The following is a 24,135-nucleotide window of genomic DNA, read 5'->3' on the forward strand; positions in this document are numbered from 1 at the left end:
CCCTTTTATGGAATAAACGATTCTATTTAAAATTCGTTTGAAACGACTACACCGCAGTCGTCTACCAGTATAGGGCCTTCTGATCGTTTTCTATATGGATGCTTTTAGCCGTCATATGGATGAATGTAGGATACTGACCTAAGTTTACTTCATCTCGAAAACGCCTGCATGAACGATTTTGAAGGATACGCTCACCTTGAGGTCGTTCTCATGCGGATGCCACCCCCCGGCCGATGCCGTCTTCTTCCACTGCGGAAGATGGTAACGATACAGCGTCTCTTCTAAATTAAATAGATCCGCACCTTGTTTAACCCCGGCTATGTAAGTCTGATTAATCTCGGTTCGGATCATCTCTCGGATGTGCACTTCAAGCTGCGAAAGTGTCAGCGAGTTGCCCATTTCAGTCAATTCGCCTTTTGCTTTCACCTGCAGTTCGAATGTCGGCCGGCCATTGTTCATCCTTACTTTTTTCTTCACTTTCATATGCTTGATCGTAACGACATCGGTGCCATCCCCTTTGTTCTGCACCGCATAAACCGCTCGTTTAAAACGATTACTCGCCCAACGAACACCTAACGATTGTTTCAGTGGCAAATAAACCGGCTTTCTCTTGCCCTTGAACGCAAATACGCCTTCCAGCTCCTGCACGGTTATTGGTTTTGTATTCTCATGCCAAGTGTCTTTCGTCACACCAACGCTAGGCAGCAGTGCGGTAACCGCCTTCTCGTTATAATCCGCAACGAATGTCTGCATCGTAACCGGCGGCACCGAACTGCTCTGTTTCGCCTGTGTAAGAGGGCTGTATATGAGGCTGTACATCTGAGATAGATTAAAGAAAGCACTCGAGGTCAGCAATTCCATCATCTCGCCTCGCGTACCGAAAATCCACGAGGTATATCTGGTGACGCGTACGCGATTGACGGCATCCAAGATTTCATTCATTTTGGCCATCGCCGGTTCACGAACAATAACGACCTTTACTTGCTCGAAATTAAGCGTGCTTTGCGTCGCGATGGCAATTTGATTGGTTGCGGTATGGACGCTCTTCCCGCGGCCAATCCCTACCCAAACAGAAGGGTTCGTGGATTTGGGGCTCTCCGATTTTGCAATGGAAGAGAAGTCCAGCGTCTGCACGCTTACCACAAACTGCCCATCCTGATAGTCAATTCCCATTGCGGTGACAAACGCTTGCGCGCTAAGATCGGTCGTATCTCCGCAACCGCTCAGCATGCACGTCAGCAACAGCGTTGGCAGCAACAGCAACAGCGCCTTGCTTAGCCTAGTCATGATACATTTCGCTTGGCGCGGTATTTCCAAGGCAGCTGCCAAACCGCGGTAAGCATTTTCTTAAACTGGAAAGGAGCAATCGGCTTTAAGAACGGCATTCCAAACGACTCCAGCGTACAGTAATAGAGCATGACCGAAAACAGAGATAGAAAGAAACCAAACAGCCCCAAAAACGCGGCGGCTATAATGATATAAAAACGAATGACGGTGACCGAGCCGTTCAGCGATTGGTTTACGAGTGTAAACGTCGAAACGGCCGTTACAGCTGTAATGACCAGCATGGTCGGTGACGTTAAACCAGCTCGTATGGCAGCATCACCCACGATGAGCCCTCCAACAACCGTAACCGTCTGACCGACTGCCCGCGGCAGTCGTACCCCGGCTTCACGGAACATTTCAAACATCAGCATCATCATAATCAGCTCCATCTGCGGACTGAGAGGCAATCCAATTCTGGACATCGTTACCGTGGCAAGCAGCGCAAACGGTATTTGATCATTATTGAAGGCAAGCAAGCCCAGCCAGAAGCCGGGAAGCGTGCCGGCTATGAAAAAGCTGATAAACCGCAGTGTTCTTTCAAAGGCGACGAAGTAGAACGGCTGATACGCATCCTCCGGGGATTTGACCAACAAGGAAACATTAACCGGAGCGATCAATGCTGCCGGGCTGCCATCCACAAGAATAGCAATGCGTCCGTTCATCAAGGACTGGACGACGAAGTCCGGCCTTCCCACGTATTCGATAAGCGGCACGAATGCAATGGATCGGTCTGAGATGATGTCTTCCAGCTCTCCGGCTCCATGCAAGGCTGCAATATGAACCCCGTTCAGTCTCGTTCTCGCCTCATCTATGACGCTCTGCGAAGTAATGCCCTGCATGGAAAGCAAACAAATCTTCGTCTGCGACTCCGTTCCGATCGTGAACCACTCTGCGTGCATCTTCGGTGTGCGCAGCCGTTTTCGGATAAGCGCCAAATTGGTTACAATCTCTTCGACGAACCCATCGCGAGGCCCCTTTACCGACAATTCCAGCGTTGATTCTTCCGGGCTTCGTCCCGGCTGATGCGAACAATCGATGGCATAAAAGTGCTCGCTTTCCCACTTCCATATAATGACATGTCCGGAGAACAAACTTTCGAACAGCTTTTTCCCCTCGGGTCCCGGTTCTAATCTTGTGATAAGCGGGCTCTTCTCCGGATCGATCTGCAAACGGCTTTCATCTGACCCAAGCAGATTCTGCAAAAGATTAGTATCAATCATTCCGCCGGAATACATCATTGTAAAATGCTCGAGCTCACCGGTTCCGCCCAGATCGCGCTGTAATTGGTGGATTTCCACATCTCCGCATCTGCTGACTGCCTCATGCAGCCATTCAGAGGTTATTGGCTGCTCCGGTTTCAGCTCGTTGTTGCGACTTTTCATCAAGGCCGCCCTCCTTCGGTACTCCTTTGAACGATAACAACCATAACCACGTGGTCACGAATACAATGATCCCGATATCCAGGATAAAGGTAAGCTGGACGATCGACTGTGCAGCGTTTAGATGTGCTAAGAGGATTTTGCATAGCACGATATAAATCAAACTTACCGTAACGATGAAGGTCAACCGCGCCTTCGGTTTACGCAGCGGGATTAGTTCTAACACAAGTGCTATTCCAAGCGAAATCCTTACGAATGCTCCGGAAATCCATTGATATATGGCGAAGAAATCAACATGCTCGACATACTTCCCAATGGACACGAGCCGCCACTGCGAGAATGCCGGATAAAGCAGCTTATCCGCTTCAACGGGCCCGAACTCGGTAATGGCGCCTATAGCCGGCCCCAGCATGAGCAGCATAATAAAGCAAAGCTGCAGAAGCAGCTGCCAATTCTTCATCATGCCGCTGAAATAGTGCTGTATAAACAAAAGCATGAACAGCTCCATCAAACAGCTGGCGGCGTAAACGGCGCCTTGCAGCGGAACAAACCACCCGTTCTCCATCATCGGAAGCAAGAGCGCGTAATTCTTGTTCGGCATATTGGCGCTCATGACGAAATCACCCAGAAAAACGACTCCGGGCAGCAGCAAGCAAGACATATAAGCGATGGCCCGCAATCCATTCCAAACCGCAAAACCAATCAACGTCATGAAACAGATCATCACGACCAGTTGAGGCGTTTCCGGTAAATACGTGGAGGATGTCCACGAGGTGGTCTGAATAAAAGATTGAAAGCTCGTGTGCAGAAGGAAGAGAATAACAGGCGAAATAAGGATCCAAGCACCGAATGGGGATAACCGCGTTCGTAGCCACTGCCTTAAATTAATTTGTTTCGTCCGCTTCATCGTTCCGGTAATGAAAACCGTTGCCCACGGTACGAGTACAACTAAGGCGATAATGCCGCACATCCATGCATCCCTGCCGCATTGTTCAAGCACGGTCGGCAGCAGGATGACATGAGACGAAAGCCCGACCGATAAGGTCAGCATCATGAATACCGGCCAGAAGCCGAGTGATTTTTCCTTCATTGGGGGTCGGGCCCTCCTTCCATTTCGGCATAGTTTTTCCAAGCCGGCCACAAAAAAACCGACAGCCGCCGATTTATTCATCGGGGCGATCGGTTTAGTTCGTGCGAGTTAGGCGATGACGCCTTTCTTGAGAATGAGATTGGCATACAAGGCACTTTCGCTTGTGGCAATAATGGCATAGGCTTTGCGCGCACGATCGTAGAATTCGAAGCGCTCGATCATTTCGAATGTCTCGCTCTTCCCGGTCCGCTCGCGGATGATCGTTTCGAAGGTGCCCCAGATTGGCGTCTCTGCCTTGTCGCCTGGCACAACCTGCATGAGCGTTACCGGCTTCTCGACGTATTGATCCAGCGGGAACAATTGCAGAATGGCGTTCAGCACCTCCGGCACATTATGACCATCGCAGCGTACCAAACGCTGTGCGTTGCTGGCTGCCGGGTAGTTGCCGTCTCCGATGACGATTTCGTCGCCATGGCCCATTTCCATTAAGATCTTGAGCAATTCAGGCGAGATGATGTTAGGTATGCCGTATAACATGATTTATCCTCCCGGTAGTCGTTCTCTTATTTGTATAGGGCTCCGAAATTGCTGCATGCGCGATAGTCAGCGCTCTCCGGGTTGTCCGTGCCAAACAGCGACCAAGCGCGCGGACGGAAAATGTTCTCTTCAGGCACATTGTGCATATTGACCGGAATACGGAGCATGGAAGCGAGTGTGATCAGATCCGCACCGATATGGCCGTAGCTGATGGAGCCATGGTTCGCGCCCCAATTGTCCATGACATCATACACGCTGCGGAACGCGCCTTTGCCGGTCAGCGTTGGCGCAAACCATGTTGTCGGCCAAGTCGGATCCGTCCGTTTGTCGAGCGTATCATGGACATGCTCCGGCAGATCGACCGAATACCCCTCTGCGATTTGCAGAACCGGCCCGATCCCCTTCACCAGATTGATGCGGGACATCGTCATCGGCATACCGCCTCGGGTCAAATAATCCGAAGAATAACCGCCGCCTCGGAAATATTCCAGTGAAGCCGGGCGCCATGAAGTTGCATCCAAGCAGCGCTGCGCTTCCTCTTCGCTGATTTCCCAGAACGGCTTCATCGCCGGTTTGCCGTCGCGTTCTTGCTGACCGGTGCCGTCCAGCGTGGCGGGACCGGAATTGATCAGATGCAGAATGCCGTTCTCGGCATGGCCTTCCAAACGATGACCCGTCACGCGTTCAACGGAATCCGGGCTCCAGAACGTACGCACATCGGCGAAAATTTGAGCCGTATTCGTCAAGAGTGAGCCGAACAGCATCACCGCGCCGTTTAGGCTGTCATTCTCTGTGGCCACGATGTAAGGCGCACGAATGCCGTTCCAATCGAAGGAGGAATTGAGCATCGCCTCCAAGAAGTCGCCGTTCGGGAAATGGTCGGTCCACGCCCGCTGCCCCTGGAAGCCGGAAACGATGGCGTTATGACCCAGCGCTTCTTCGCCGTAACCAAGCTCGTCAAGCCGTGGATTGCCAACCATGAGGTCGCGGGCAATCTGGGTCATTTTGACAACCGTCTCCCAATCCTTGTCCTTCTGCTCGCGGGTTGTGCGGATGGAATCCGGATTGTTGTCCGGCCCCTCCAAGCAGTTCTTCTTCACCCATTCCAGAGCCAGCTCGTACTCGGCAGGATCATATATGCCCTGTTCCATGCGGCGGACAAACTCTGTCATATCCACATAGTCGGTACGCATGCCGAGGTATTCCTGGAAGAAAGCGTCGTTTACGATCGAGCCTGCAATCCCCATCGAAACCGAACCCATGGACAGATACGTCTTGCCTTTCATGTAGGCGACTACAAGACCCGCACGGGCAAAGCCGAGCAATTTATCACGAACATCCGACGGAATCGACATATCGCCGGTATCTTGCACTTCATTCCCGTAAATGCCGAACGCGGGAAGTCCCTTCTGTGCGTAACCGGACAGCACTGCTGCCAGATATACCGCACCCGGACGCTCTGTCCCGTTGAAGCCCCAGACGGCTTTCGGAATGGACGGGTCCAAATCGATCGTTTCCGTGCCATAACACCAGCAAGGCGTTACCGTGATGGAAACGCCAACATTCTCGCGCGCAAATTTGGTGCCGCAAGCCGCAGCTTCCGCCACGCCGCCGATGCATGTATCTGCAATAACGCATTCCACCGGTTCTCCGTTTGGATAGCGCAAGTTCTCCGAGAACAATTTTGCTACAGATCTCGCCATCTCCATCGTTTGCTCTTCGAGCGATTCGCGGATCCCCTTGCGTCTGCCATCAATTGCGGGTCTAATCCCGATCTTGGGAAATGAGGACTCAAATCGAGTACGGATATCTGCCACAGCTAACCCCTCCATTGTCCATGTTTTAAATAATGTTACCGATAACATTAAAATAGCAATGAAACCGCTTGCTGTCAATCCGTTTGTTGTATATTATTAGTGCATGATTTGTCGACAAGGAGTACGCCTAGCATGGTTACAATCTATGATATTGCGGCACAAGCGAATGTGTCGGCAATGACCGTTTCGAGAGTTATCAATAACACCGGCAAGATCAGCGAAAAAACCCGTTTGAAGGTCAAAAAGGTGATGGATGAGCTGGGGTATGTGCCTAATCAGATGGCGCGAAGCCTCGTGCTGCAGCAAACCCGTATCTTATTCCTGCTCATAACGGATATCATGAACCCTTTCTACACGACGCTCGCGCGCGGCGCCGAGGATGCTGCGCGCAAACACGGGTACCGCCTGCTGTTTGGCAACAGCGACGAGAGCTTGGATAAGGAAGGGGAATATATTAATACGATTCTGACGACACGGGTTGACGGAGCCCTTCTTGCGCCGGCAGGAGATCCCTCGCTCCCCCACTTGGAACAGCTGCGAAAGCACAATGTGCCGTTCGTTCTCCTCGATCGCGAAGTGCCCGGCATCGCTTGCGATATCGTGCTCGGCGACAGCAAGGACGGAGCCCGCTCGTTGGTTGAGCATCTGGTGAAGCAAGGCCATCGCCGTATTGCACTCGTGAACGGCTCTTCCTCGATCTCAAGCGCTCGTCTTCGATTGCAAGGCTTCCAAGAAGCGATGAAGCTGAACGATCTGACGCTGCGAGAAGAGGATATTCATGAAACCACCTTCGGCCCCCATCTGGATGTGGAGGCTATGGGACTATGGATTGATACTATAGTCATGGACTCGATGCCTACGGCCATTATGGCGGGAAACAATGTCCTTGCAGTCGTCCTGATCCGGCTGCTGCGCGCGCGGGGACTGCGCATACCGGAAGATATTTCGGTTGTCTGCTTCGATGATTTCGGATTAAACTCCGAAGTGGATCCGTTCATCACGGTGGCCGCCCAGCAAGCCTATCAATTCGGTTATCTCGGCATGCAGATGCTGATTGAGCGGATTCAGGAGCGGAACAGTCCGCCTCCGTGGAAGCGGATCATGTTGCCGGCGGAGCTCATTGTTCGGCGTTCGGTAAAGACGCAGGGTTAGCGAAATTGGCAGAGGCGGGTGACTGGGCAGCGATCGTTACGTTTCCGGCGATCGGCTGTGTCAGTTGCGCGTCTTTTTGGTTTGTCCGTATGACGAGGCTCAACGTATGTTGTGAAATGATGCGAAATGATGTCGTTTTCCGTAAAAGTATACTTTGATATTCGCTTTGTTTTTCCCTTATGTAAACTGTATTTTTTTTGCTCGTACGACGAATCCCGCATTGAAACCGCCTTCAATAAAGTATATATTAGTATGTGTAAGTATACTTGCAAGGAGGTTAATTATGAAGAGAGTTAAACGTTGGATGATTTGGATGACTTGCTTGACGGTTCTGATTCCGTTCATTCCTAGTCCAAAGGCAGCCGAAGCGGCTGTGCTGCAGACGGATATCGGAAGCTTCGAAGCCGGGACCGATGGCTGGCAATGGGGAAGCAACGTCACCGGGCTATCAAATGTAACGAGCAGCCTGAATGGTCCGCAAACGCCATACGGCGGTAACCGCATGGGCGAGCTGTCAACCTCATCCGCAGCGGGAACGGCTTGGCGTTCGACCTACAAGAACTTCTCCCCTGCCCTTAACGTCTCCGCAACACCTTACTTCCACGGCGCTTTCAACACCTACGGCATTAATCCATCGCATACGCAGTTTGAGGTTAGAATTACGTTCACCAGCGGCACCCAAACCTTAGTCTCTACGCAAGCCATTGCCGGCGACTCCTGGAATGAGCTAAGCGTCGACCTCAGCGGCTGGGCTTATCGAACCGGCATTACGCAGATTGAAGTTGCTTACCGCTCTGTCACTTACACGTCCGCATGGAACGGCAAACACCAGCTGGATAATATCGGCTTCTCCGCTTACCCCGCCACTTATCCCGGCTCCATAAGTTCCGTGTCCGCCAGCTCTGCGCAGATTACAGCTGCCGGAACCTACAACACCGCTTCTTCCGTCCAACTGGACCTCATCGAGCTTCAAACCTACGAACAATACAACATCAATACCACCTACACCCCTGATGCTACTCAAACCGTAACGCCCAGCGGCGGGGTTGCCAGCTTCTCACTCTCCACCGCACGGTACGTCTCCTCCCGCGACAAAGCCTACTCCAAGTTTGTAGTCATCAACCACACCACCAAGAAACTCGTGGCAAGCCCTACTTATGTCACGCAGCAGACTGCCTCCGTCAACACCTTCGCTTTTCCGACAGCAAGCTCGATCAAAGGCCTGCAAGTGCAAACGGTCGATGACGCGCAGAAGCTCGGCATCAGCCACGCAGCGCTGAACGTGTCCTTTAACGAGCTGTTCCTGGACAATGCGACAGGTGCCATACCGTTCGTGATGGACGGCACTACTTATTATTTCAAGCAATCTTACATTAACGGACTGGACCATGACATCAAGACCTTATCCGATGACGATGTGATCGTGAGTCTTATTCTGATTATGTACAATGCTGCAGGCACGATTAATTCGAAGCTCCTTCATCCCGATTATGCCGGCGGTACAGTAGCGGCCATCAATACGACCAATGCAGATGGCGTCCGGTATTGGAAAGCAGGCGCCGAGTTCCTCGCAAGCAGATACACGAGAAGCGATGAGCTATACGGAAGGGCCGTAAACTATATCGTCGGGAACGAAGTGAATTCTCAAGCCTATTGGTACGATATGGGCAACAAGCAGCTGCAGGATTTCGTAGAGCAGTACGCCCGAGCTTATCGTATTGCGGAGACTGCGGTGAAGAAGTACTATTCCAATGCCAGAACGTATATTTCCCTCGATCATTTCTGGAACGGAAGCGTCGGATCCGATGCGCTTCGCACCTACAAAGGCAAAGGCATTATGGACGAATTCAACAAGCGGATTACGGCGGAAGGCAATATCCCTTGGAATATCGCCTATCATCCGTATCCGGAGGATCTGTTCGATCCGGCGATCTGGAACGATACGTCCGTAACGAACAGTCCGAGCTCGGTCCGAATCAACTTTAAGAACCTGCAAGTGCTTACGGACTACATCGGAGCATCGAACTATTTGTATGGCGGGAATAAACGGCGCATTATTTTGTCGGAGCAAGGCTTTCACTCGCTCAGCAACTCGCTGGCGGATCAGAAAACGCAGGCAGCCGCTTACGCTTACTCCTACTACAAAGCGAAATTCCTCGGCGGCATCGACTCCTTCATCCTGCATCGCCATGTCGACCATGGCGGAGAAGGCGGCTTGAACCTCGGATTATGGACGCGAGATACGACCAAATCGGTGTTGTATGCGCCGAAGGATCCGAAGTACATCTACAATGTGTTCCAAAAAATCGATACGAGCGATTCCCAGGCGGTGACGGATTTCGCCAAAGCGATAATCGGCATTAGCGACTGGGCCACCGTCATCCCGGGTTATAACGCTTCCTTGCTGGCCGATCGGACACCTCCGGTCGTTGGAACGCTCTCGTCTGCAGGCTCCATCACGCCGACGGCAAACGTGTCTACCTTCGAATCCTCCACGGATGGTTGGTCCATCTCCGAGTATTCGCAATCGGCCGCGGCCGTTTCCAGCTTCGCCAATAGTCCGGGTACACCGTTCAGCGGCACCAAAGCATACGAGATTAACATGAATAATGCAACGACCGGCGACGGTGAGGGCGGTGCGCGGGCAGAGAAAGGCATCACGAAGGTATTCGCTTCGCCTATCAACGTGACGAGCACGCCGAAGTTCCAATTCGCGCTCGATTCGTACGGAGCTTGCCCGGGTGCCACGCAGTATAATGTAACCGTCCGGATTTACAGCGGCACCAAGATCATTGAAGGGAAAGCGACAGCGACACCGGATACGTGGAACAAGTATTCGATGGATCTCAGCGGCTGGGCGTACAAAGGCAGCATCGACAAAATCAAAATTTGGTATAGCGCCAATTCCACTTCGATCTGGAATGCGTACTACCAAGTGGATCAGATTGGATTTAGCTCTTAGGGGTTAGAACAACAATAAAGAGACCGGGAAAAGCTTCTAACGGCTTTCTCCCGGTCTCTTTCGCATCTACCTATTCACGTTCTCTAAGTACCTGAACATGCTGCTCTACATACTCTCGGACTGCATTCGCGTCTTCCAGCTCCAGCACTTTGTCGGCTAAGTCCGCAAGCTGCCCCCGATTAAGCGTAGAAATGAGCTCGCGAGCCGGCAATACCGCTGATGCGCTCATGCTGAACTCGTCGAGACCCATGCCGAGCAGGATGGGCAGCGCCACCGGCTGGCCGGCCATTTCACCGCACATGCCTACCCATTTCTTCTCCCTGTGGGCGGCCCGGATAACCATCTCGATTAGCCGCAGCACCGCCGGATGCAGCGGATCGGACAAGTAACCGAGCTTCGGATTCATCCGATCGGCAGCCATTGTGTACTGCACCAAATCGTTCGTGCCGATGCTGAAGAAATCAACCTCGAGCGCAAAGCGGTCAGCCAGCAAGGCTGCTGCGGGTATTTCGATCATAATGCCCGCCTCAATCCGCTCGTTATACGCGACTCCCTCCGCAGCCAGCTCTTGCTTGCACGTTTCCAGCTGCCCTTTGGCCCTTCGCCATTCATCCAGCGTGGCGATCATCGGGAACATCACTTTCAGATTGCCGTAGGCGCTGGCTCGCAGAATCGCCCGCAGCTGCGTCTTGAACAAGTCGGGGCGATCGAGCGAAATCCGAATTGCCCTGTAGCCGAGGAACGGGTTATCCTCCTGCTCGAGCTGCAGACTCGGCAGCTGTTTATCCCCGCCGATATCCATGGTGCGTATTACGATCGGCGCTTCGCCGCCGAACACTTCCGCCACCGCTCGGTAAGCAGCGAATTGCTCTTCTTCCGTCGGCAAATCCGGACGTCCCATATATAGAAACTCGGTGCGGAATAAGCCGATCCCTTCGGCGCCTTGCTGCCGTGCTTGCTGCGCATCCTGAACGGAGCCGATGTTGGCCACAAGTTCCGCGCGGTGACCGTCGGCACTTACCGTCGGCAAGCCGAGGAACGCTTTTAGCCGCTCCCGCCTTGCCGCCTGTTCGACCTGAAGCTCGCTAAATTGCGCCAACTCGCTATCCGTCGGCTCTACCAGCACAACGCCTGCTTTCCCGTCCACGATTACAAGCTGGCCATCCTTCACTTCGTCAAGCGCCGTGCCCGCGCCAACAATCGCGGGAATGCCAACCGATCGGGCGATAATCGCCGAATGCGACGTACGGCCGCCAATTGCGGTCACGAATCCGGCCACCGATGCCGGGTCAAGCTGCGCCGTATCGGATGGGGTCAAATCGTGCGCGACCAAGATTGACTTTTCGGCGCCATTCTGCCCGCTTGCGATGCCGGCAGTCTCCGCACCGCTTCCGCCGCGCAGCGCACGAAGCACTCGGCGGCTCACGTCCCGTATATCGGCCGCACGCTCCTTCAGATAAGCGTCATCCAAGCTTGCCAGCAGCGTCGCCACTTTCTCAGCCGCATCGGACATGGCCGACTCAGCCGTATAGCGCTCCGTGCGTACGGACTCTTGCGCTTGCCCAATCAGTTCCTCGTCCTCTAACAGCATGAGGTGCGCTTCGAAAATTTCGGCTTCTTGCTCACGTCCGTCCGACGCCATTCGGCTGCGCAGCAACTCCAGTTCATCAGCAGCCCGAGCGACCGCCGCAGCGAATCGCTTAAGCTCCGCTTCCTCTTGGCCAACCTCTATAAATGCTATTCCTTGAGGGCCGGCCTCCTCGTGCATTACAACCGCACGGCCGATCGCCAAGCCTTCAGACGCGGCAATTCCCTTCAATTCCCACTGTGCCATGACTCAGCCTCCTAGTGTACTTCCACGGCCGCGAAAACTGCTCCAATCGCCTCTACTGCCGCTTCCGCCTGCTCTCCTTCGGCGCTTACTATAACCGTATCCCCAAGCTTCGCACCGAGCGCAAGCACATTGACGAGGCTTTTCGCGCTTACCTTCTTGCCATCCTTTTCAAAGAACACCGTGCCGCCGCACAGTTTCGCGGCCTCTACGATTTTTTTAGCCGGACGGGCATGAATGCCCGTCGGGTTCACTACGACGAATGATTGTTCCATCCTCACTTTTCTCCTCCTCATTAAATCCTACTATGATCCACAACATCTATGATCGACAACATCTATGATCGACAACATCTTCTACATCTTGCGTTTGATTTGCTCTTTCAATCGCTCCGACTGCGTGCCGAAGATGGCTTGAACCGCGCCTTTGCCCAGCCTCATGACGCCTGAAGCGCCAAGCTTCTTGAGCTCCGAATCGTTGACGGCTTGATCGTCCTTCACGACCAGACGCAGACGGGTAATACACGCATCGATGCTCTCGATATTAGCCGAACCGCCAAGCGCCGCCAGCACCCGCTCGGCTTTATCATCCTCGGTAGCGCCGCCGGGCTTCGCAACCGCGGCTTCTTCGGCGGTATCGTCTTCACGTCCCGGCGTTTTCAGATTAAGCGCAACGATCATGACGCGGAACAGCACATAGTACACGATTGCATATACCAAGCCTATCGGAATCAACAGAAGCGGCTTGGTCGCGAGCGGATAGTTAATGGCATAATCCAGGAAGCCTGCCGAGAATCCGAACCCGTGATGGATGCCAAGCTCGGTGACGACCCACGCGGAAACCCCGGTTAGAATCGCATGCACAATGTAGAGCAGCGGTGCCACGAACATAAAGGCGAATTCCAGCGGCTCGGTAATGCCGGTCAAGAACGAACAAAGGGCCGTACCGATGAAAATCGAGGATACCATCTTCCGCTTCTCGGGTTTTGCCGTATGAATGATCGCGAATGCCGCTGCCGGCAAGGCAAACATCATAATCGGGAAGAAGCCCGTCATAAACATACCTGCCGACTTGTCCCCGGCGAAGAAGCGATGCAAGTCGCCGTGCACCACATTGCCTGCCGCATCCGTATAGTCGCCGATCTGGAACCACGCGATGGAATTAATAACATGATGAAGACCGAATGGAATCAACAATCTGTTGGCCGTCATGAAGATGAACGCGCCCAGGCCGCCAAGCCCAACGATCCATCGGCCGAATTCGTCCAGCGCCTCTTGTACCGGACCCCAGATCAAACCGAACACCAGACCGACCACGACCATAACGAACGAGGTGATAATCGGCACGAACCGTTTGCCGCCGAAGAAGCCCAGCCAATCCGGCAGCTTGATATCATGGTATCGCTTGTATAAATACGATGCGACCAGACCGGCAAGGATACCGCCGAGTACACCCATATTCAACTTCGTTTCCGGATCGACCATGGTCGTAAATACGGTCGGCACCTTCGTCAATACATTGGTCAACACCAAATAGGCAATGACCGCGGCCAGCGTAGCAACCGCATCGCCGACCATGCCAATGGCGACTCCGATTGCGAAGATAAGCGGCAAATTGTCGAATATCGCAGCGCCACCCGCAGCCAAGAACGGAGCAATGTACTTGTTCAGAAATTCGCCTGCCCCGGCCATATTGAAATCCTTTACATAATCGATATTACCGAATCGCAGCAGCAGCGCCGCTGCCGGTAATGCCGCCACGGGAAGCATCAACGACTTCCCTATTTTTTGCAGGAACGCTAACATGGGAATCTTTCCTCCTATATCCTCTCGAGTTTACGACGATTTCAACGTCACCTTAATGACTGCCGAATCGCCGGCATTTACCGTATGGAACGAACAATCCACCTTCTCCGCTCCATCTTCGTTAACGACAATGATCGGCGTTACCGTGGAATACCCGGAACTGCGAATGAAGTCCGGATCGAATTCGATGAGCGGTTGGCCGGACTTCACCTTATCGTCCGTATTTACCAGCGCTTTGAAGCCTTCACCCTTCAGTGCGACCGTATTAATGCCGATATGAATTAGCAATTGAAGCCCGGAAGAATGCTCCACGATAATAGCGTGATGCGTATCAATGATATGGCTGATTACGCCGTCGAACGGCGCAACGACCAGCCCCTCCGACGGTTCGATCGCAATGCCGTCTCCCATCAATCCTTGCGCGAATGCATCATCCGGCACGCTCTGCAAGGGAACAAGCTCCCCGGTCGCCGGTGCTGCGATGTCCACTGTTTTTTTCGAGGCTTTTCCGCCAAAAAGTTTGGAAATCATACTGCCCACTCCTTTATTCTTGTCTGTTTGTTATGATTGAGCGCCCATATCGATCGTGCGGTTTAAACGGTACAGGTGCATCATTAGATATCCGATTTCATCCTGAGGGACCTCCACGCCAAGCCCGTCATGAATCATCTGTGCTACTTGTCGTGCCAGCTTAAGCTCCTCCGGGAACTGATCCCACAGCTCCTTCACGAACGGATTGTCGACCACTTTATGCTGAATGATCCTCTCGAGCGCATACCTCAGGTGAGTGATAAGCCGCACATAATCGCCGCTTTCTCTGGAAACCGGATGTCCTCGCCAGCTCTCGATCCGCTCTACGATCGCATGCATCACTTCCGTCAGCCTAACGAGCTGCCCGGCCGATACGGCACCCGATGCCGAATGGATGTGAAACGTCAGAAAGCCGATTTCATCCTCAGGTATGACGACATCGAACCGGTTGCTGATCATTTCCGCCGCGCGGGTGGCGATGTCATAGTCCTGGGGATAGCACATTTTCGTTTCGTACAGGAAGGGATTCGTGATGTCCATGCCATTCCGAAGCCGATACACCGCAAATTGTATATGGCTCGGGAGCGCGAAATACACTTTCGGGTCAACCGGCGAGCCGCGCCGTTTCTGCACGTCGTCGATAATCTGCTCGGAAATTTGGATGACCGCCGGGTCCAGCTCCTCAAGCAAAGTGTGATACTGCCGGGCTTGATCTTTATCATCGAGCCGGTACCGTTTCTCAATTCGAGGGTCCTCCGCATCGATGTGCTCGAGTCCTTTGAAGGCAAACCCAATCCCTTTGCCAAACAGCACGTACTCGAGCGAAGATGCCGGGTCAATCGTTAGAAGGACATTATTGCCAACGATGCGATCAATCCCCAACAAACCCTTCAGCCCCACGTCGAAACCCTCCTTTGCCCTTAAAATCCCCACTTGAACGCAAAAAAACCAAGGAAAGAGACACCGGATTGCTCCGGTGTTCTCTTTCCTTGGCTCATGCCTAGTCGGGCTAGTAACACGCCAAATGGCTTGTGTATATGCACAATGAAATTAATATAGATGATGTAAGCGATATCGTCAAGTGTGATTTCGCGGATCGCCGCTCTGTTTGCATGCAATCCGAGCCCGGCTGGACAACCTACAACCATTGGCCTTGCAAGGAGTGTGGACATAACTATGAATGTGTTGACCTTTGATTCTCAGGAGAAATTTAACGAAGCCGGGGCAAATATTATCACCAGCCTCGTTCAGACGAATCCGCACGCGGTGCTTGGTTTAGCTACAGGCGGAACGCCGGTCGGCATTTATGAGCAGATCGTGAAGGATTACAAGCGCGGTCTTGTCAGTTTTCGCGGAATTACCTCGTTTAATTTGGACGAATACGTAGGATTACCGAGCAATCACTCCGAAAGCTATCGCACGTATATGCAGGAGCATTTGTTTGACCATGTGGACCTGCAGCCGGAGCAGACCCATATTCCAAACGGCAACGCCCCGGACCCGGAAGCGGAATGCCGCAGCTATGATGAGCTGATCGAGCGCGTCGGTCCGATCGATCTTCAGCTTCTCGGCATTGGCCATAACGGGCATATCGGCTTTAATGAACCGGCCCATGCCTTGCTGCGCGGCACGCACATCGTGGAGCTCGCCGAAGAGACGCGCAAAGCGAATGCCCGCTTCTTTGATCAGCCGGCGCAGGTTCCGCGCCAAGCCATCACCATGGGAGTCGGCACGATTTTACAGGCTAAGATGATCGTTCTCGCCGTCCGAGGCGCGGACAAGGCCGAAATCGTACATCGGGCACTGATCGGACCGATAACGACGGAGTGCCCCGCATCGTTGCTTCAAACACACCCTCATCTCGTGGTGCTGCTTGATGAAGCGGCCGGAAAACAAGTTAAGGGGCTCTTCAAGTAGCCTGGTTGTATTCATGCGTTTGCCCTGTGTGCAGCACTTAGAAGATAGAAAAAGAGCCGTGTTCCGGTCAGTCCGCTTTGGAAGCGGCTGGCACGGCACGGCTCTTCGTGTTTCAATCATAATTCATCGCCGATTCCGATATCGTCCATCATCACTTTGCCTTGAGTGCTCGTGAAATAGAAGGTAACTTGCGACAGCTCCGCAGGGTCGAATTCCGGATTGGCTTCCTCAAAGCGCTCGAATGGCAAATTGTACGTCTGAAATACGGCTTCAGTCGGCACTTTATACTTTCCGTTCTTGATCGTTTTCTCCAGCCACGGAAACCGAGTAAAGATGGTATAAGGCAGCGGCGTTACCGGCTTGAATTCGTCAAGCGGCAGGCGAACCGTTGCGCCATCCTCGCTCTTCAGCTCGACATCGATGTCAGGAAGCGGGATATCGAGCCCTTCATCATCATCCTTCAAGTCTTGCTCAAGATTGGTCATCGAGAAAATGAGCTGCTGGTCCTCGTCCGCTTCAGCTACCTGCTCCCCGACTGTGTCCGGCAATTCGAGTGTAAAGCTGCCATCTTCTTCTTTCCACTGAAGCACGACGCCGCGGGAGCCTTTCTTATTCCCGTCTCGGTCCTCTGCTCCCTCTTCCGACCACTGCAAATTCTCCGCCTTGGCCTTAACGCCGCCGCTCATCTTCGCCTTGTCATAGTCTTCGTCCATTCGAGCAAGCGGCAAGAAGCTGCCGTCCTCATATCGGTTAATATACGAAGCTTGCGGGAGCCACTCTAACCCTGTGCGATAATCGCTGAACAGCGGTTCGTATTCCTTCTTTCCATACAACGCCGCTTCCAGAAATGCGCTTATATACACTTTGGCAATTTCACGCTGATCTTCCGCCGGAATCATCCCGCTTCTTCGCAGCAGCAGACCGCCGGGCAGGCTATCGTCCATCGTTCCCCAGTCCGTGTTAAAGCGACTGTGGTTCGCTTCCCCTATATAGAGCGTCGCTTTGAAACGTTCCGAATCCGGTGAGAACGAGGTGCGAATAAATTGACGCTCCCCGTTAAAGGTATCCACGTCGCCGTCACTTGCGCCTTGCAGCGACAAATAATATTTGTCCTTCAACTCCGCCTTCATTTTATCGACATTCGTATCTGTCGGCGCGACGCCAACAACTGCCTGAATGTGGATGCCGTTCATGCTTGCCAACGTTTTGTCATCCTTAAACCATTTGTTGCGGTCCGCCGCCATCGCAACGGCCTGTCCGCCCCTGGAATGACCGATTAACGCTACTTGCTGCAGGTTCACCTCTTGATAGAACGGATTATCCTTCTGTTCACTGAATACGGCAATTTGCTGCAGATGCTTCAGCAGTATCCATGCCCGGACCTTCATATCATTGTTCGGGATGTTGCCCCAGAAGGAGTAATTGAGGAAATTCTCATCGACCGAAACGGCAATAAACCCTCTGCTCGCCAGCATTTCACCGAGGTACTCATAGCCGCCGTCCGAGAATTGCTCCATCAGATGATTTCCGTGAACGATGAGTACAAGCGGATAATTCCCTTTCTCCTCCGGCATCCATACACGGCCGTTCAAAGGCAGCTCTTGCTGATCGAAACCCCAGAAGAAATGACGCAGCCAATTCCAGCGTTTAATGTATGTCGATGCATCCACGGATTGCGATGTTAGATCTACACCTGAGCCGAATTCGTCGCGATGCGTATCATTCCCGCTGCCGTAGGTGAAGCTACGAACACGGTACAGTCCCGGCTCTGCCGGATTGTCGGCTTGCAGCAGCTCAACTCCCGCAGATCCTGCATCCTCGGATGGTATTACAGTTACAGGAAGCGCAGCAGACTGTACATTCATCGGCCACTTATCGAAGGTCAACCCGGTCAATGTAAGGGTAATTACAAGCGTCACCTTAACCAGAACAGCGATCCTCCGGCTTGCGATCATACCGATGATCAATCCGCCTAACAAGCCAATCAAGGCGAAGCTTGCACTCATAAGGATGGATAACGGATTACCGATATCCGTTTCATCGCAGATTTTATACATAATCGCTCCGGCAATGCCGAACACGGCTAGCGTGAGCCGCGGCACAGGCACATAACAAAGCGTCAGTAAATAAGCGCCTATCACACCTGCCGCACCTATTACGATTACACCGAGCAGAACGATAAGCACACAGTCGAAGAGGACACCAATCCCCGTCGGCATCCCGAGTGCTGCAATAATGAGTAATGTACTGCACACGATCCACACGCCGACTAAAGCATAGCGCCAAATGGCAGTGTCATATTGAAAGGTATGTGCAGCCCGATCCAGCAGCCAACTCGCAAGTCTCTTCAAGAAGCTCTCTCTCGCAGGAGGCGCCGGCATCGGCGTTATGAGTTCAAGTTCCATAGTTGGCTCCTCGGATTCACAGATTATATCTCGATTATACGCCGCATTTGAGACGCAACCAACAGCTATTTGTTGTCATTGCCGGGACTCGCGAAATTTACCTTAATGGATAAAATCTCGCTCCGGCTCCCAATCCGAATTGGCGGCCCCCACGTTCCGAACCCGGAAGAAACAAATGCGTGCAGCCCGCCTTTAAGCAAATAACCGTAATCCAGCTCAAATATCCGTCTGGTCACCAAATGATTCGGCGCCATCTGCCCCCGATGTGTATGACCGTGCACAGAAAGATCAACGACTCCCGTTTCGGCAATTTCGCGGATTGAGCTAGGCTGATGATCCATAAGAATGGACGGAAGAGAGTCATCCAGTCCCTCTACCAGCTCCGGGGCAGATTTTCGGTCATGATCGGATTTATCCTTGCGGCCGATGATATAGAATCGATTGTCGATGAGCTTTGCTTCATCCAGCAGCACCGGAATACCAACTTCCCGCATTTCGTTGACATAAACGGGAACGCCGCCGCCGTAATTCTCATGATTGCCGAGTATAGCGAACGTACCGTATTTCGCTCGGATTTCCGCCAGTTTGCGTCCATATTTATGTTTCACGAAAGGCTCCACGGCATCGTCCAATACATCGCCCGGCAGCAGCATAAGATCCGGCTTGAGCGCATTCACTTGATCCACAAGACGCTGTAAATGCCTTGCGCGCACGGTCGAACCGAGATGCAGATCCGAAGCTACTGCAATATGAAGCGGCAGCCCATCTCCCGCTGCCTTCGGAATCGTAACCTCATAGCGCCGAACAATCGGACTCCAGGCATTGAATGAGCCCACAGCCAGAATGATGCCAATTATCGCCATTACAGCAATGCCTGTGATTAGGATCGAATCTCCGTTTGAGTACGAACCAACGCGAAGCCCCCAAGCAGCCAAATCGGCAAAGGGAAGCAGCAGCACGCTATATTGCATCACAGCAATCCAGTAGGAACCGATCCATTTCAGCCCCTCCGCCATAAATCCCGGTAAAGCCCGGCGCAGCAGCCTCGCTAAGAGATAAGAGAAGGCTACAATACCAAACACCGGCCAAAACAACGCCGCCGGGATATCACCGCCCGCCGCTGAAATAAATAACTGCAAATGCCAACCGATGTAAATCTGCAAGCCTAGAAATATCGATAAAATGATGGTCAACCTGACTGCCATAGTGCCTCCCCGCATGGAGCTTCTCCACGATTTCTTTTTTCGCTGAACCTCTTAAACTCACTTCTAATAGTATACCGATTCCATATGAAAATAGCGATTTTACTACAGCCGCTAAGCTCTGTAAAATCACAAAAAATTGCGATCCACAACACCCAAATCCACGGTACACAGGTTCGTTGCTCGGTTCGTGAACGCAAATAACCGGCCAAGCTCTGCTGGGGGGCGAGAGCCGGACCGGGTGGTACCGCGGTTATGTTATTGTTTCCGGAATAGCCTTGGCGGCAAGCTGAATCGCTTCTTAAAGGCACGTTCAAAATGCGGCAGCGTATTAAAGCCTGATGCGAAACAAATTTCCGTGACAGGCAATTGCGTGGTCTTAAGCAAAGACTTGGCAAATTGCAGCCTCAGCTCCTGGACGTAGCTTTGGAACGTAGAGCCTGTCCCTTTTCGGAAGCATTCACTGAAATAATTAGCGGACAGTCCGCAATAGGATGCCACTTCCTCAAGTGGAATAGCCTCGCGGAAATGATGCTGGATATAAATCAGCGCTTTGCGCACCGATGATTGAACCGGCTGCATGGGATCGGGTGTCGAAACCAGTGTGGGCTGAGTTCCTTTGCATTTGCGTGACAAGTCGATGAGCAAGCGCTCCACACTGCCTTGGATCAACAAATCGCTTCCCGCTTGCCAGTGCAGCGTCTCATCCCAAATGCGCTCGTACTCCCGTTCAATCGCATCAATTTCTTCACCGACATACCAGTACGTATGCTCCGTATTCGGACCGAACAGCAGCTCGAACAGCGGTTCGCGGATGAATTGCTCTTTGAAGATAAAATCGTAAAGCTGGAGCGTCTCTCCCGGATCGGACTTTAAGCTATGGAAGTCGGCCGGAGTCAGCAGAAAAGCCGAGCCTCTCGTAAGTCGAGTAGGCACGCCATTGAGCACATGCGTACCGCTTCCGGATACAACATAGCCCATTTCAAAAAACTCATGCCAATGCGTATCGATCAATCCGTCTATGGAATGCTTGAAGAGGCGGAAGGGAGCAGACAAAGTCATATAACTGTCGTTTAATAATCGTTCTGGGCCTTTATAGACGCTCATCTCACTCTACCTTTCGCCTGTTGGTGTTGGTTTGATTTCGATTCGAAGTACCGAATTATTCAGATCGTTATCCGCATTATACGTTAACGAAGTCACTTCCCGCGATATCTTTACCGCGAGCAAGCCAAATCTTGAAGTTCGGGTTCTTCTCGGGAATCACGCGTGCTTCTGTCGAGAAGTAACGCATGGTGTATCCGCAGCGACGGAACGGGCTCGGGTTCGGCGTAGCGCCGTGAATAATCCGCGAATCGTGGATCGAGCATTGTCCCGGCTCAAGCTCGAAGTATACCGCCTTCGATTCATCAATATTCTTGATTTGCGTGTTGAAGATGCTGTCATCCGTATCCACGTCTTCATAATCGGAGAAGCCGTTGCTGTGAGTACCCGGAATAACGCGCATGCAGCCGTTTTCTTTCCAGCTGCGGTCAATCGCGAGCCATACGGTTGCGATTTTGTCATAGCGGCTCAGACGGCCTTTCCAATACGCGGAATCTTCATGCCAAGGCGTCTGTTTACCAATGAGCGGCTCCTTGCAGATAAAGTGACTCGACCACAAACCGATGTTCGGTCCAATAATCGGCTCCACCAAATCAAGCACTTCGTCGCTAAGCAGAAACTTCAACAGGCGCTCATCGCGGAAATGCGGCGTGTCGAGCTCGCTGTTCAAGCGACGGCCGACCAGTTCCCACTGTTCCTCGAAAATAGCGGATAATTCAGCTTGCTTCTCGGCGCTGAACAGTTGGTTCTTGTATAAGGTATACCCATTTGTATTGTAAAAATCCACTTCTGCTTGCGTCAATCGACCATTTGCGATATTGGACATGTGAATGCCTCCTAAGCGATATCATCTTTGAATCTATTATCGCTTGATCCGCACACTTCTGCTTCGCATCTTCACCGATAAACTATGCATATCTTCGGCAATGACTGCGAGCCGCAGCACCGTCCGGTGCTGCGGCTCGCATAATCAGCTCATTAATGATACGTAAATTCTCCCATTTCCAGGCCGCATGGACCGCCGTCCGGATTTCCTTCCAGCTCGACCTTTGTCCCGTCTGCTTTGTAGAGCGGGTTATAATGTACGTTTATCCGGCTCGCGGAAGAGTTCGCATAATGACAAATGAACGCACGGCGGAATTGGTCCTTCGTTTTGTTCCGGTAAGAGCCGTGGATCAAATTCCCATTAAAGAACAGCACATCGCCCTTCTCCATAATGACCGGCATGACAACGCCGTCTTTAGGCGGTTTCACATAATGGGTCGTGAAGGATTCCGTCGTATCCGCCTCATCCGGACATGAAATTTCATGTGCATGCGTCTTCGGAACAACGAGCAGGCCGCCATTCTCTTCATAAGCATCATCGACTGCGGTCCATGCCGCGATGCAGTTGCCGGGTTCCACCTGTAAATAGAAATTATCTTGGTGCAGCGCTTGGCCTCTGGAGCCCGGCGGCTTATAGTAGAACATACTTTGCGCCGCATACGCCTCTTCTCCGTATAGATCAGCCAGCACTTCCATAACCGGTTGATGGAGCATATATTTCATCGCCGTTTCGTTATACCGATGCGGATGCATGACACGCGGATAACGCTGCAGCGGATCGGTAACACCCGGCTGGAGGTTAGGTTCGAAATAACCCGGAATCGTCTCATGACTCATCGTATCAAAGTTCTCTACAATTTCAGACAGATCTGAAGGTGCGAATAACCCTTTCACAATGAGATAACCTTCCTTATCGAATTGCTGTTTTTGTTCTGCTGTGAGAACTCGCAAAGCGTCTGACATTCCTCTTCCCCCTAGTAAATAAGTAGATGATAACAGTGCATCGCTGTATCTTTATTGTAGTTAATTTCATGCGAATGCAGAAGTAAGAATGTTGCTAATTACTCCTACTATCCTGCTATAATGAGTGTCAGAGGAGTGATCCTGACATGAGTGCAAAGGGACCCGAATTGCCTTCCTATATCAAAGAACAAGGCGGAAACATGGTCATCGCCGAGCATTTTCAACAGACTGACAACTACACTATGAAACGGTCTGAAGGAATGGGAGATTGGCTCATCACCTACACGATTGCCGGCGAAGGCTATTTTCAGATTGATGGAGTGGAACGATTCTGCCAGACAGGCGATGTGACCTTGATGCAGCCCGGTGTGCCCCACCAATACGGCACGCGCAGAGGCAGCACATGGAATTTCGTATGGGCACACTTCACGCCGCGGTTCATGGAGACAAGCCTGATTCCAAACGAGAAGTTGCTTATTCATGCGATCGACAGCAACGTGGCCAGAAATCGTATCCATCAAGCTTTCAACCGGCTGATCTCCGATTCGATCGAGCGCAGCCTGTACTGGAACGAATTATGCGAGAGTACGATGCGCGAAATCCTGCTGCTGCTCGCTCAGCGGCTGTCCAAGCAGGTGGATCCCCGCATTGAGGAGATCCGGCACTTGCTCTCTACGCGTATGCAGGATCCGATTCGAATCGATGAGCTGGCCCGTGCAGTCGGCCTATCTCCATCGAGACTGTCGCACTTATATAAAGAATCCACCGGGTCATCTATAGTAGATTCGCTTAATGACATGCGCATCCGCCAAGCCGCCCTCCTGCTCGAGCATACCGACCGGCAGGCCTCCGAAGTCGCGCTCGATGTCGGCTTCCAGAACTACAATCACTTCGCAGGTCAATTCCGCAAACGATATGGCATGAATCCACGAGCGTATAAGAATCGCGAGTTGTAAGCTATGGGTGCTTGGCAGCGAAGAATGCCGAACGTGGAAGCGAGGAACGCAGATGTGCGGAAAGCTGGAGTAGCGGAAATCATCTAATGATAGAAATATTGCATAACATGCAGCATTTAACCGCAATATCCACTCCCCTCTCCCGGTTGTTGTTCAAAAAGCAACATTTCACGCCTAAGGTTACCTATAATGGTCTTGTTCAGCGAAAATGTTGTTTTTCACGCAACATTGGGTCCCGATAAGCAAGTTACAGTCTGAAATGTTGCATTATTAGCAACATTTATTACGGGCCTGACTACTCGCTGGCCGACAAGCTACCACCTTAAATGAACT

19 protein-coding genes are annotated in these 24,135 nt (G+C 52.2%); 4 read left to right on the forward strand and 15 right to left on the reverse strand.

Annotated elements, in window-relative coordinates; genetic code table 11:
- Positions 1-144 precede the first annotated feature (144 nt).
- The 5 genes from I8J30_RS02055 to I8J30_RS02075 form a co-directional block, all read right to left on the reverse strand.
- Positions 145-1,287, reverse strand: a complete 1,143-nt coding sequence (locus I8J30_RS02055; protein WP_210654928.1) for a Ger(x)C family spore germination protein — start codon at positions 1,285-1,287, stop codon at positions 145-147.
- Entirely contained in the window at positions 1,284-2,708 is a 1,425-nt protein-coding gene (locus I8J30_RS02060; RefSeq protein WP_210654930.1) for a spore germination protein, read from the reverse strand. Before I8J30_RS02060 ends, I8J30_RS02055 begins: the two co-directional genes overlap by 4 nt.
- Entirely contained in the window at positions 2,659-3,795 is a 1,137-nt protein-coding gene (locus tag I8J30_RS02065; protein ID WP_210654932.1) for a GerAB/ArcD/ProY family transporter, read from the reverse strand. The genes I8J30_RS02060 and I8J30_RS02065 overlap by 50 nt, the downstream gene beginning before the upstream one ends.
- A gap of 108 nt (positions 3,796-3,903) precedes the next feature.
- Entirely contained in the window at positions 3,904-4,332 is a 429-nt protein-coding gene (locus I8J30_RS02070; RefSeq protein WP_210654934.1) for an RbsD/FucU family protein, read from the reverse strand.
- 26 nt (positions 4,333-4,358) lie between these two features.
- Positions 4,359-6,149, reverse strand: a complete 1,791-nt coding sequence (locus I8J30_RS02075; RefSeq protein WP_420831194.1) for an L-fucose isomerase — start codon at positions 6,147-6,149, stop codon at positions 4,359-4,361.
- Positions 6,150-6,281: 132 nt separating this feature from the next.
- Here I8J30_RS02075 and I8J30_RS02080 point away from each other — a divergent pair, with 132 nt between their 5' ends.
- Together I8J30_RS02080 and I8J30_RS02085 are read left to right on the forward strand one after the other, a co-directional pair.
- Positions 6,282-7,301, forward strand: a complete 1,020-nt coding sequence (locus I8J30_RS02080; protein WP_210654938.1) for a LacI family DNA-binding transcriptional regulator — start codon at positions 6,282-6,284, stop codon at positions 7,299-7,301.
- 283 nt (positions 7,302-7,584) lie between these two features.
- A complete protein-coding gene (locus tag I8J30_RS02085; RefSeq protein WP_210654940.1) occupies positions 7,585-10,263 on the forward strand; it encodes a DUF5722 domain-containing protein in 2,679 nt (892 codons plus the stop codon).
- A gap of 70 nt (positions 10,264-10,333) precedes the next feature.
- On the opposite strand, the gene ptsP is transcribed toward I8J30_RS02085, so the two are convergent.
- The 5 genes from ptsP to I8J30_RS02110 all read right to left on the reverse strand — a co-directional run bounded on the left by ptsP (position 10,334) and on the right by I8J30_RS02110 (position 15,330).
- Complete coding sequence (gene ptsP / locus I8J30_RS02090; protein WP_210654941.1) at positions 10,334-12,097, reverse strand: phosphoenolpyruvate--protein phosphotransferase; 1,764 nt, start codon at positions 12,095-12,097, stop codon at positions 10,334-10,336.
- An 11-nt stretch (positions 12,098-12,108) separates the two neighbouring features.
- Complete coding sequence (locus I8J30_RS02095; RefSeq protein WP_210654943.1) at positions 12,109-12,369, reverse strand: HPr family phosphocarrier protein; 261 nt, start codon at positions 12,367-12,369, stop codon at positions 12,109-12,111.
- Between the two features lie 81 nt (positions 12,370-12,450).
- Positions 12,451-13,899 carry an N-acetylglucosamine-specific PTS transporter subunit IIBC gene (nagE, locus tag I8J30_RS02100; RefSeq protein ID WP_210654945.1) on the reverse strand — a complete coding sequence of 483 codons (1,449 nt, stop codon included), beginning with the start codon at positions 13,897-13,899 and terminating at the stop codon, positions 12,451-12,453.
- Between the two features lie 30 nt (positions 13,900-13,929).
- Entirely contained in the window at positions 13,930-14,430 is a 501-nt protein-coding gene (locus I8J30_RS02105) for a PTS sugar transporter subunit IIA (RefSeq protein WP_210654947.1), read from the reverse strand.
- Between the two features lie 30 nt (positions 14,431-14,460).
- Positions 14,461-15,330 (reverse strand): PRD domain-containing protein, encoded by an 870-nt coding sequence (locus tag I8J30_RS02110; protein ID WP_210654949.1) that lies wholly within the window; start codon positions 15,328-15,330, stop codon positions 14,461-14,463.
- 276 nt (positions 15,331-15,606) lie between these two features.
- Between I8J30_RS02110 and nagB the strand changes: the two genes are divergently transcribed.
- Positions 15,607-16,347 (forward strand): glucosamine-6-phosphate deaminase, encoded by a 741-nt coding sequence (gene nagB, locus I8J30_RS02115; RefSeq protein ID WP_210654951.1) that lies wholly within the window; start codon positions 15,607-15,609, stop codon positions 16,345-16,347.
- 116 nt (positions 16,348-16,463) lie between these two features.
- Here nagB and I8J30_RS02120 read toward each other — a convergent pair whose 3' ends face one another.
- From I8J30_RS02120 to I8J30_RS02140, 5 genes are all read right to left on the reverse strand, one after another.
- On the reverse strand, positions 16,464-18,752 hold the full coding sequence (locus I8J30_RS02120) for an alpha/beta hydrolase (RefSeq protein ID WP_210654953.1): 2,289 nt from the start codon (positions 18,750-18,752) through the stop codon (positions 16,464-16,466).
- 65 nt (positions 18,753-18,817) lie between these two features.
- A complete protein-coding gene (locus I8J30_RS02125; RefSeq protein WP_210654955.1) occupies positions 18,818-19,957 on the reverse strand; it encodes a metallophosphoesterase in 1,140 nt (379 codons plus the stop codon).
- 255 nt (positions 19,958-20,212) lie between these two features.
- A complete protein-coding gene (locus tag I8J30_RS02130) occupies positions 20,213-21,061 on the reverse strand; it encodes a helix-turn-helix domain-containing protein (protein ID WP_210654956.1) in 849 nt (282 codons plus the stop codon).
- 76 nt (positions 21,062-21,137) lie between these two features.
- A complete protein-coding gene (locus tag I8J30_RS02135; protein WP_210654958.1) occupies positions 21,138-21,884 on the reverse strand; it encodes a phytanoyl-CoA dioxygenase family protein in 747 nt (248 codons plus the stop codon).
- A 152-nt stretch (positions 21,885-22,036) separates the two neighbouring features.
- The gene (locus tag I8J30_RS02140; RefSeq protein WP_210654960.1) at positions 22,037-22,846 is read right to left on the reverse strand and encodes a phytanoyl-CoA dioxygenase family protein; all 810 of its coding nucleotides are present in this window, start codon (positions 22,844-22,846) and stop codon (positions 22,037-22,039) included.
- A gap of 146 nt (positions 22,847-22,992) precedes the next feature.
- On the opposite strand from I8J30_RS02140, the gene I8J30_RS02145 reads away from it, so the two are divergent.
- Positions 22,993-23,802, forward strand: a complete 810-nt coding sequence (locus I8J30_RS02145) for a helix-turn-helix domain-containing protein (protein ID WP_210654962.1) — start codon at positions 22,993-22,995, stop codon at positions 23,800-23,802.
- The last annotated feature ends 333 nt before the right edge of the window (positions 23,803-24,135 follow it).

The organism is Paenibacillus lignilyticus (assembly GCF_017942085.1).
Lineage (GTDB): Bacteria > Bacillota > Bacilli > Paenibacillales > Paenibacillaceae > Paenibacillus_Z > Paenibacillus_Z lignilyticus.

What these genes read in the sequence shown, in the direction of transcription:
- I8J30_RS02055 (WP_210654928.1), bottom strand. Translation starts at nt 1,287, where the DNA reads ATGACTAGGCTAAGCAAGGCGCTGTTGCTGTTGCTGCCAACGCTGTTG.
- I8J30_RS02060 (WP_210654930.1), bottom strand. Translation starts at nt 2,708, where the DNA reads ATGAAAAGTCGCAACAACGAGCTGAAACCGGAGCAGCCAATAACCTCT.
- I8J30_RS02065 (WP_210654932.1), bottom strand. Translation starts at nt 3,795, where the DNA reads ATGAAGGAAAAATCACTCGGCTTCTGGCCGGTATTCATGATGCTGACC.
- I8J30_RS02070 (WP_210654934.1), bottom strand. Translation starts at nt 4,332, where the DNA reads ATGTTATACGGCATACCTAACATCATCTCGCCTGAATTGCTCAAGATC.
- I8J30_RS02080 (WP_210654938.1), top strand. Translation starts at nt 6,282, where the DNA reads ATGGTTACAATCTATGATATTGCGGCACAAGCGAATGTGTCGGCAATG.
- I8J30_RS02085 (WP_210654940.1), top strand. Translation starts at nt 7,585, where the DNA reads ATGAAGAGAGTTAAACGTTGGATGATTTGGATGACTTGCTTGACGGTT.
- ptsP (WP_210654941.1), bottom strand. Translation starts at nt 12,097, where the DNA reads ATGGCACAGTGGGAATTGAAGGGAATTGCCGCGTCTGAAGGCTTGGCG.
- I8J30_RS02095 (WP_210654943.1), bottom strand. Translation starts at nt 12,369, where the DNA reads ATGGAACAATCATTCGTCGTAGTGAACCCGACGGGCATTCATGCCCGT.
- nagE (WP_210654945.1), bottom strand. Translation starts at nt 13,899, where the DNA reads ATGTTAGCGTTCCTGCAAAAAATAGGGAAGTCGTTGATGCTTCCCGTG.
- I8J30_RS02105 (WP_210654947.1), bottom strand. Translation starts at nt 14,430, where the DNA reads ATGATTTCCAAACTTTTTGGCGGAAAAGCCTCGAAAAAAACAGTGGAC.
- nagB (WP_210654951.1), top strand. Translation starts at nt 15,607, where the DNA reads ATGAATGTGTTGACCTTTGATTCTCAGGAGAAATTTAACGAAGCCGGG.
- I8J30_RS02120 (WP_210654953.1), bottom strand. Translation starts at nt 18,752, where the DNA reads ATGGAACTTGAACTCATAACGCCGATGCCGGCGCCTCCTGCGAGAGAG.
- I8J30_RS02125 (WP_210654955.1), bottom strand. Translation starts at nt 19,957, where the DNA reads ATGGCAGTCAGGTTGACCATCATTTTATCGATATTTCTAGGCTTGCAG.
- I8J30_RS02130 (WP_210654956.1), bottom strand. Translation starts at nt 21,061, where the DNA reads ATGAGCGTCTATAAAGGCCCAGAACGATTATTAAACGACAGTTATATG.
- I8J30_RS02135 (WP_210654958.1), bottom strand. Translation starts at nt 21,884, where the DNA reads ATGTCCAATATCGCAAATGGTCGATTGACGCAAGCAGAAGTGGATTTT.
- I8J30_RS02140 (WP_210654960.1), bottom strand. Translation starts at nt 22,846, where the DNA reads ATGTCAGACGCTTTGCGAGTTCTCACAGCAGAACAAAAACAGCAATTC.
- I8J30_RS02145 (WP_210654962.1), top strand. Translation starts at nt 22,993, where the DNA reads ATGAGTGCAAAGGGACCCGAATTGCCTTCCTATATCAAAGAACAAGGC.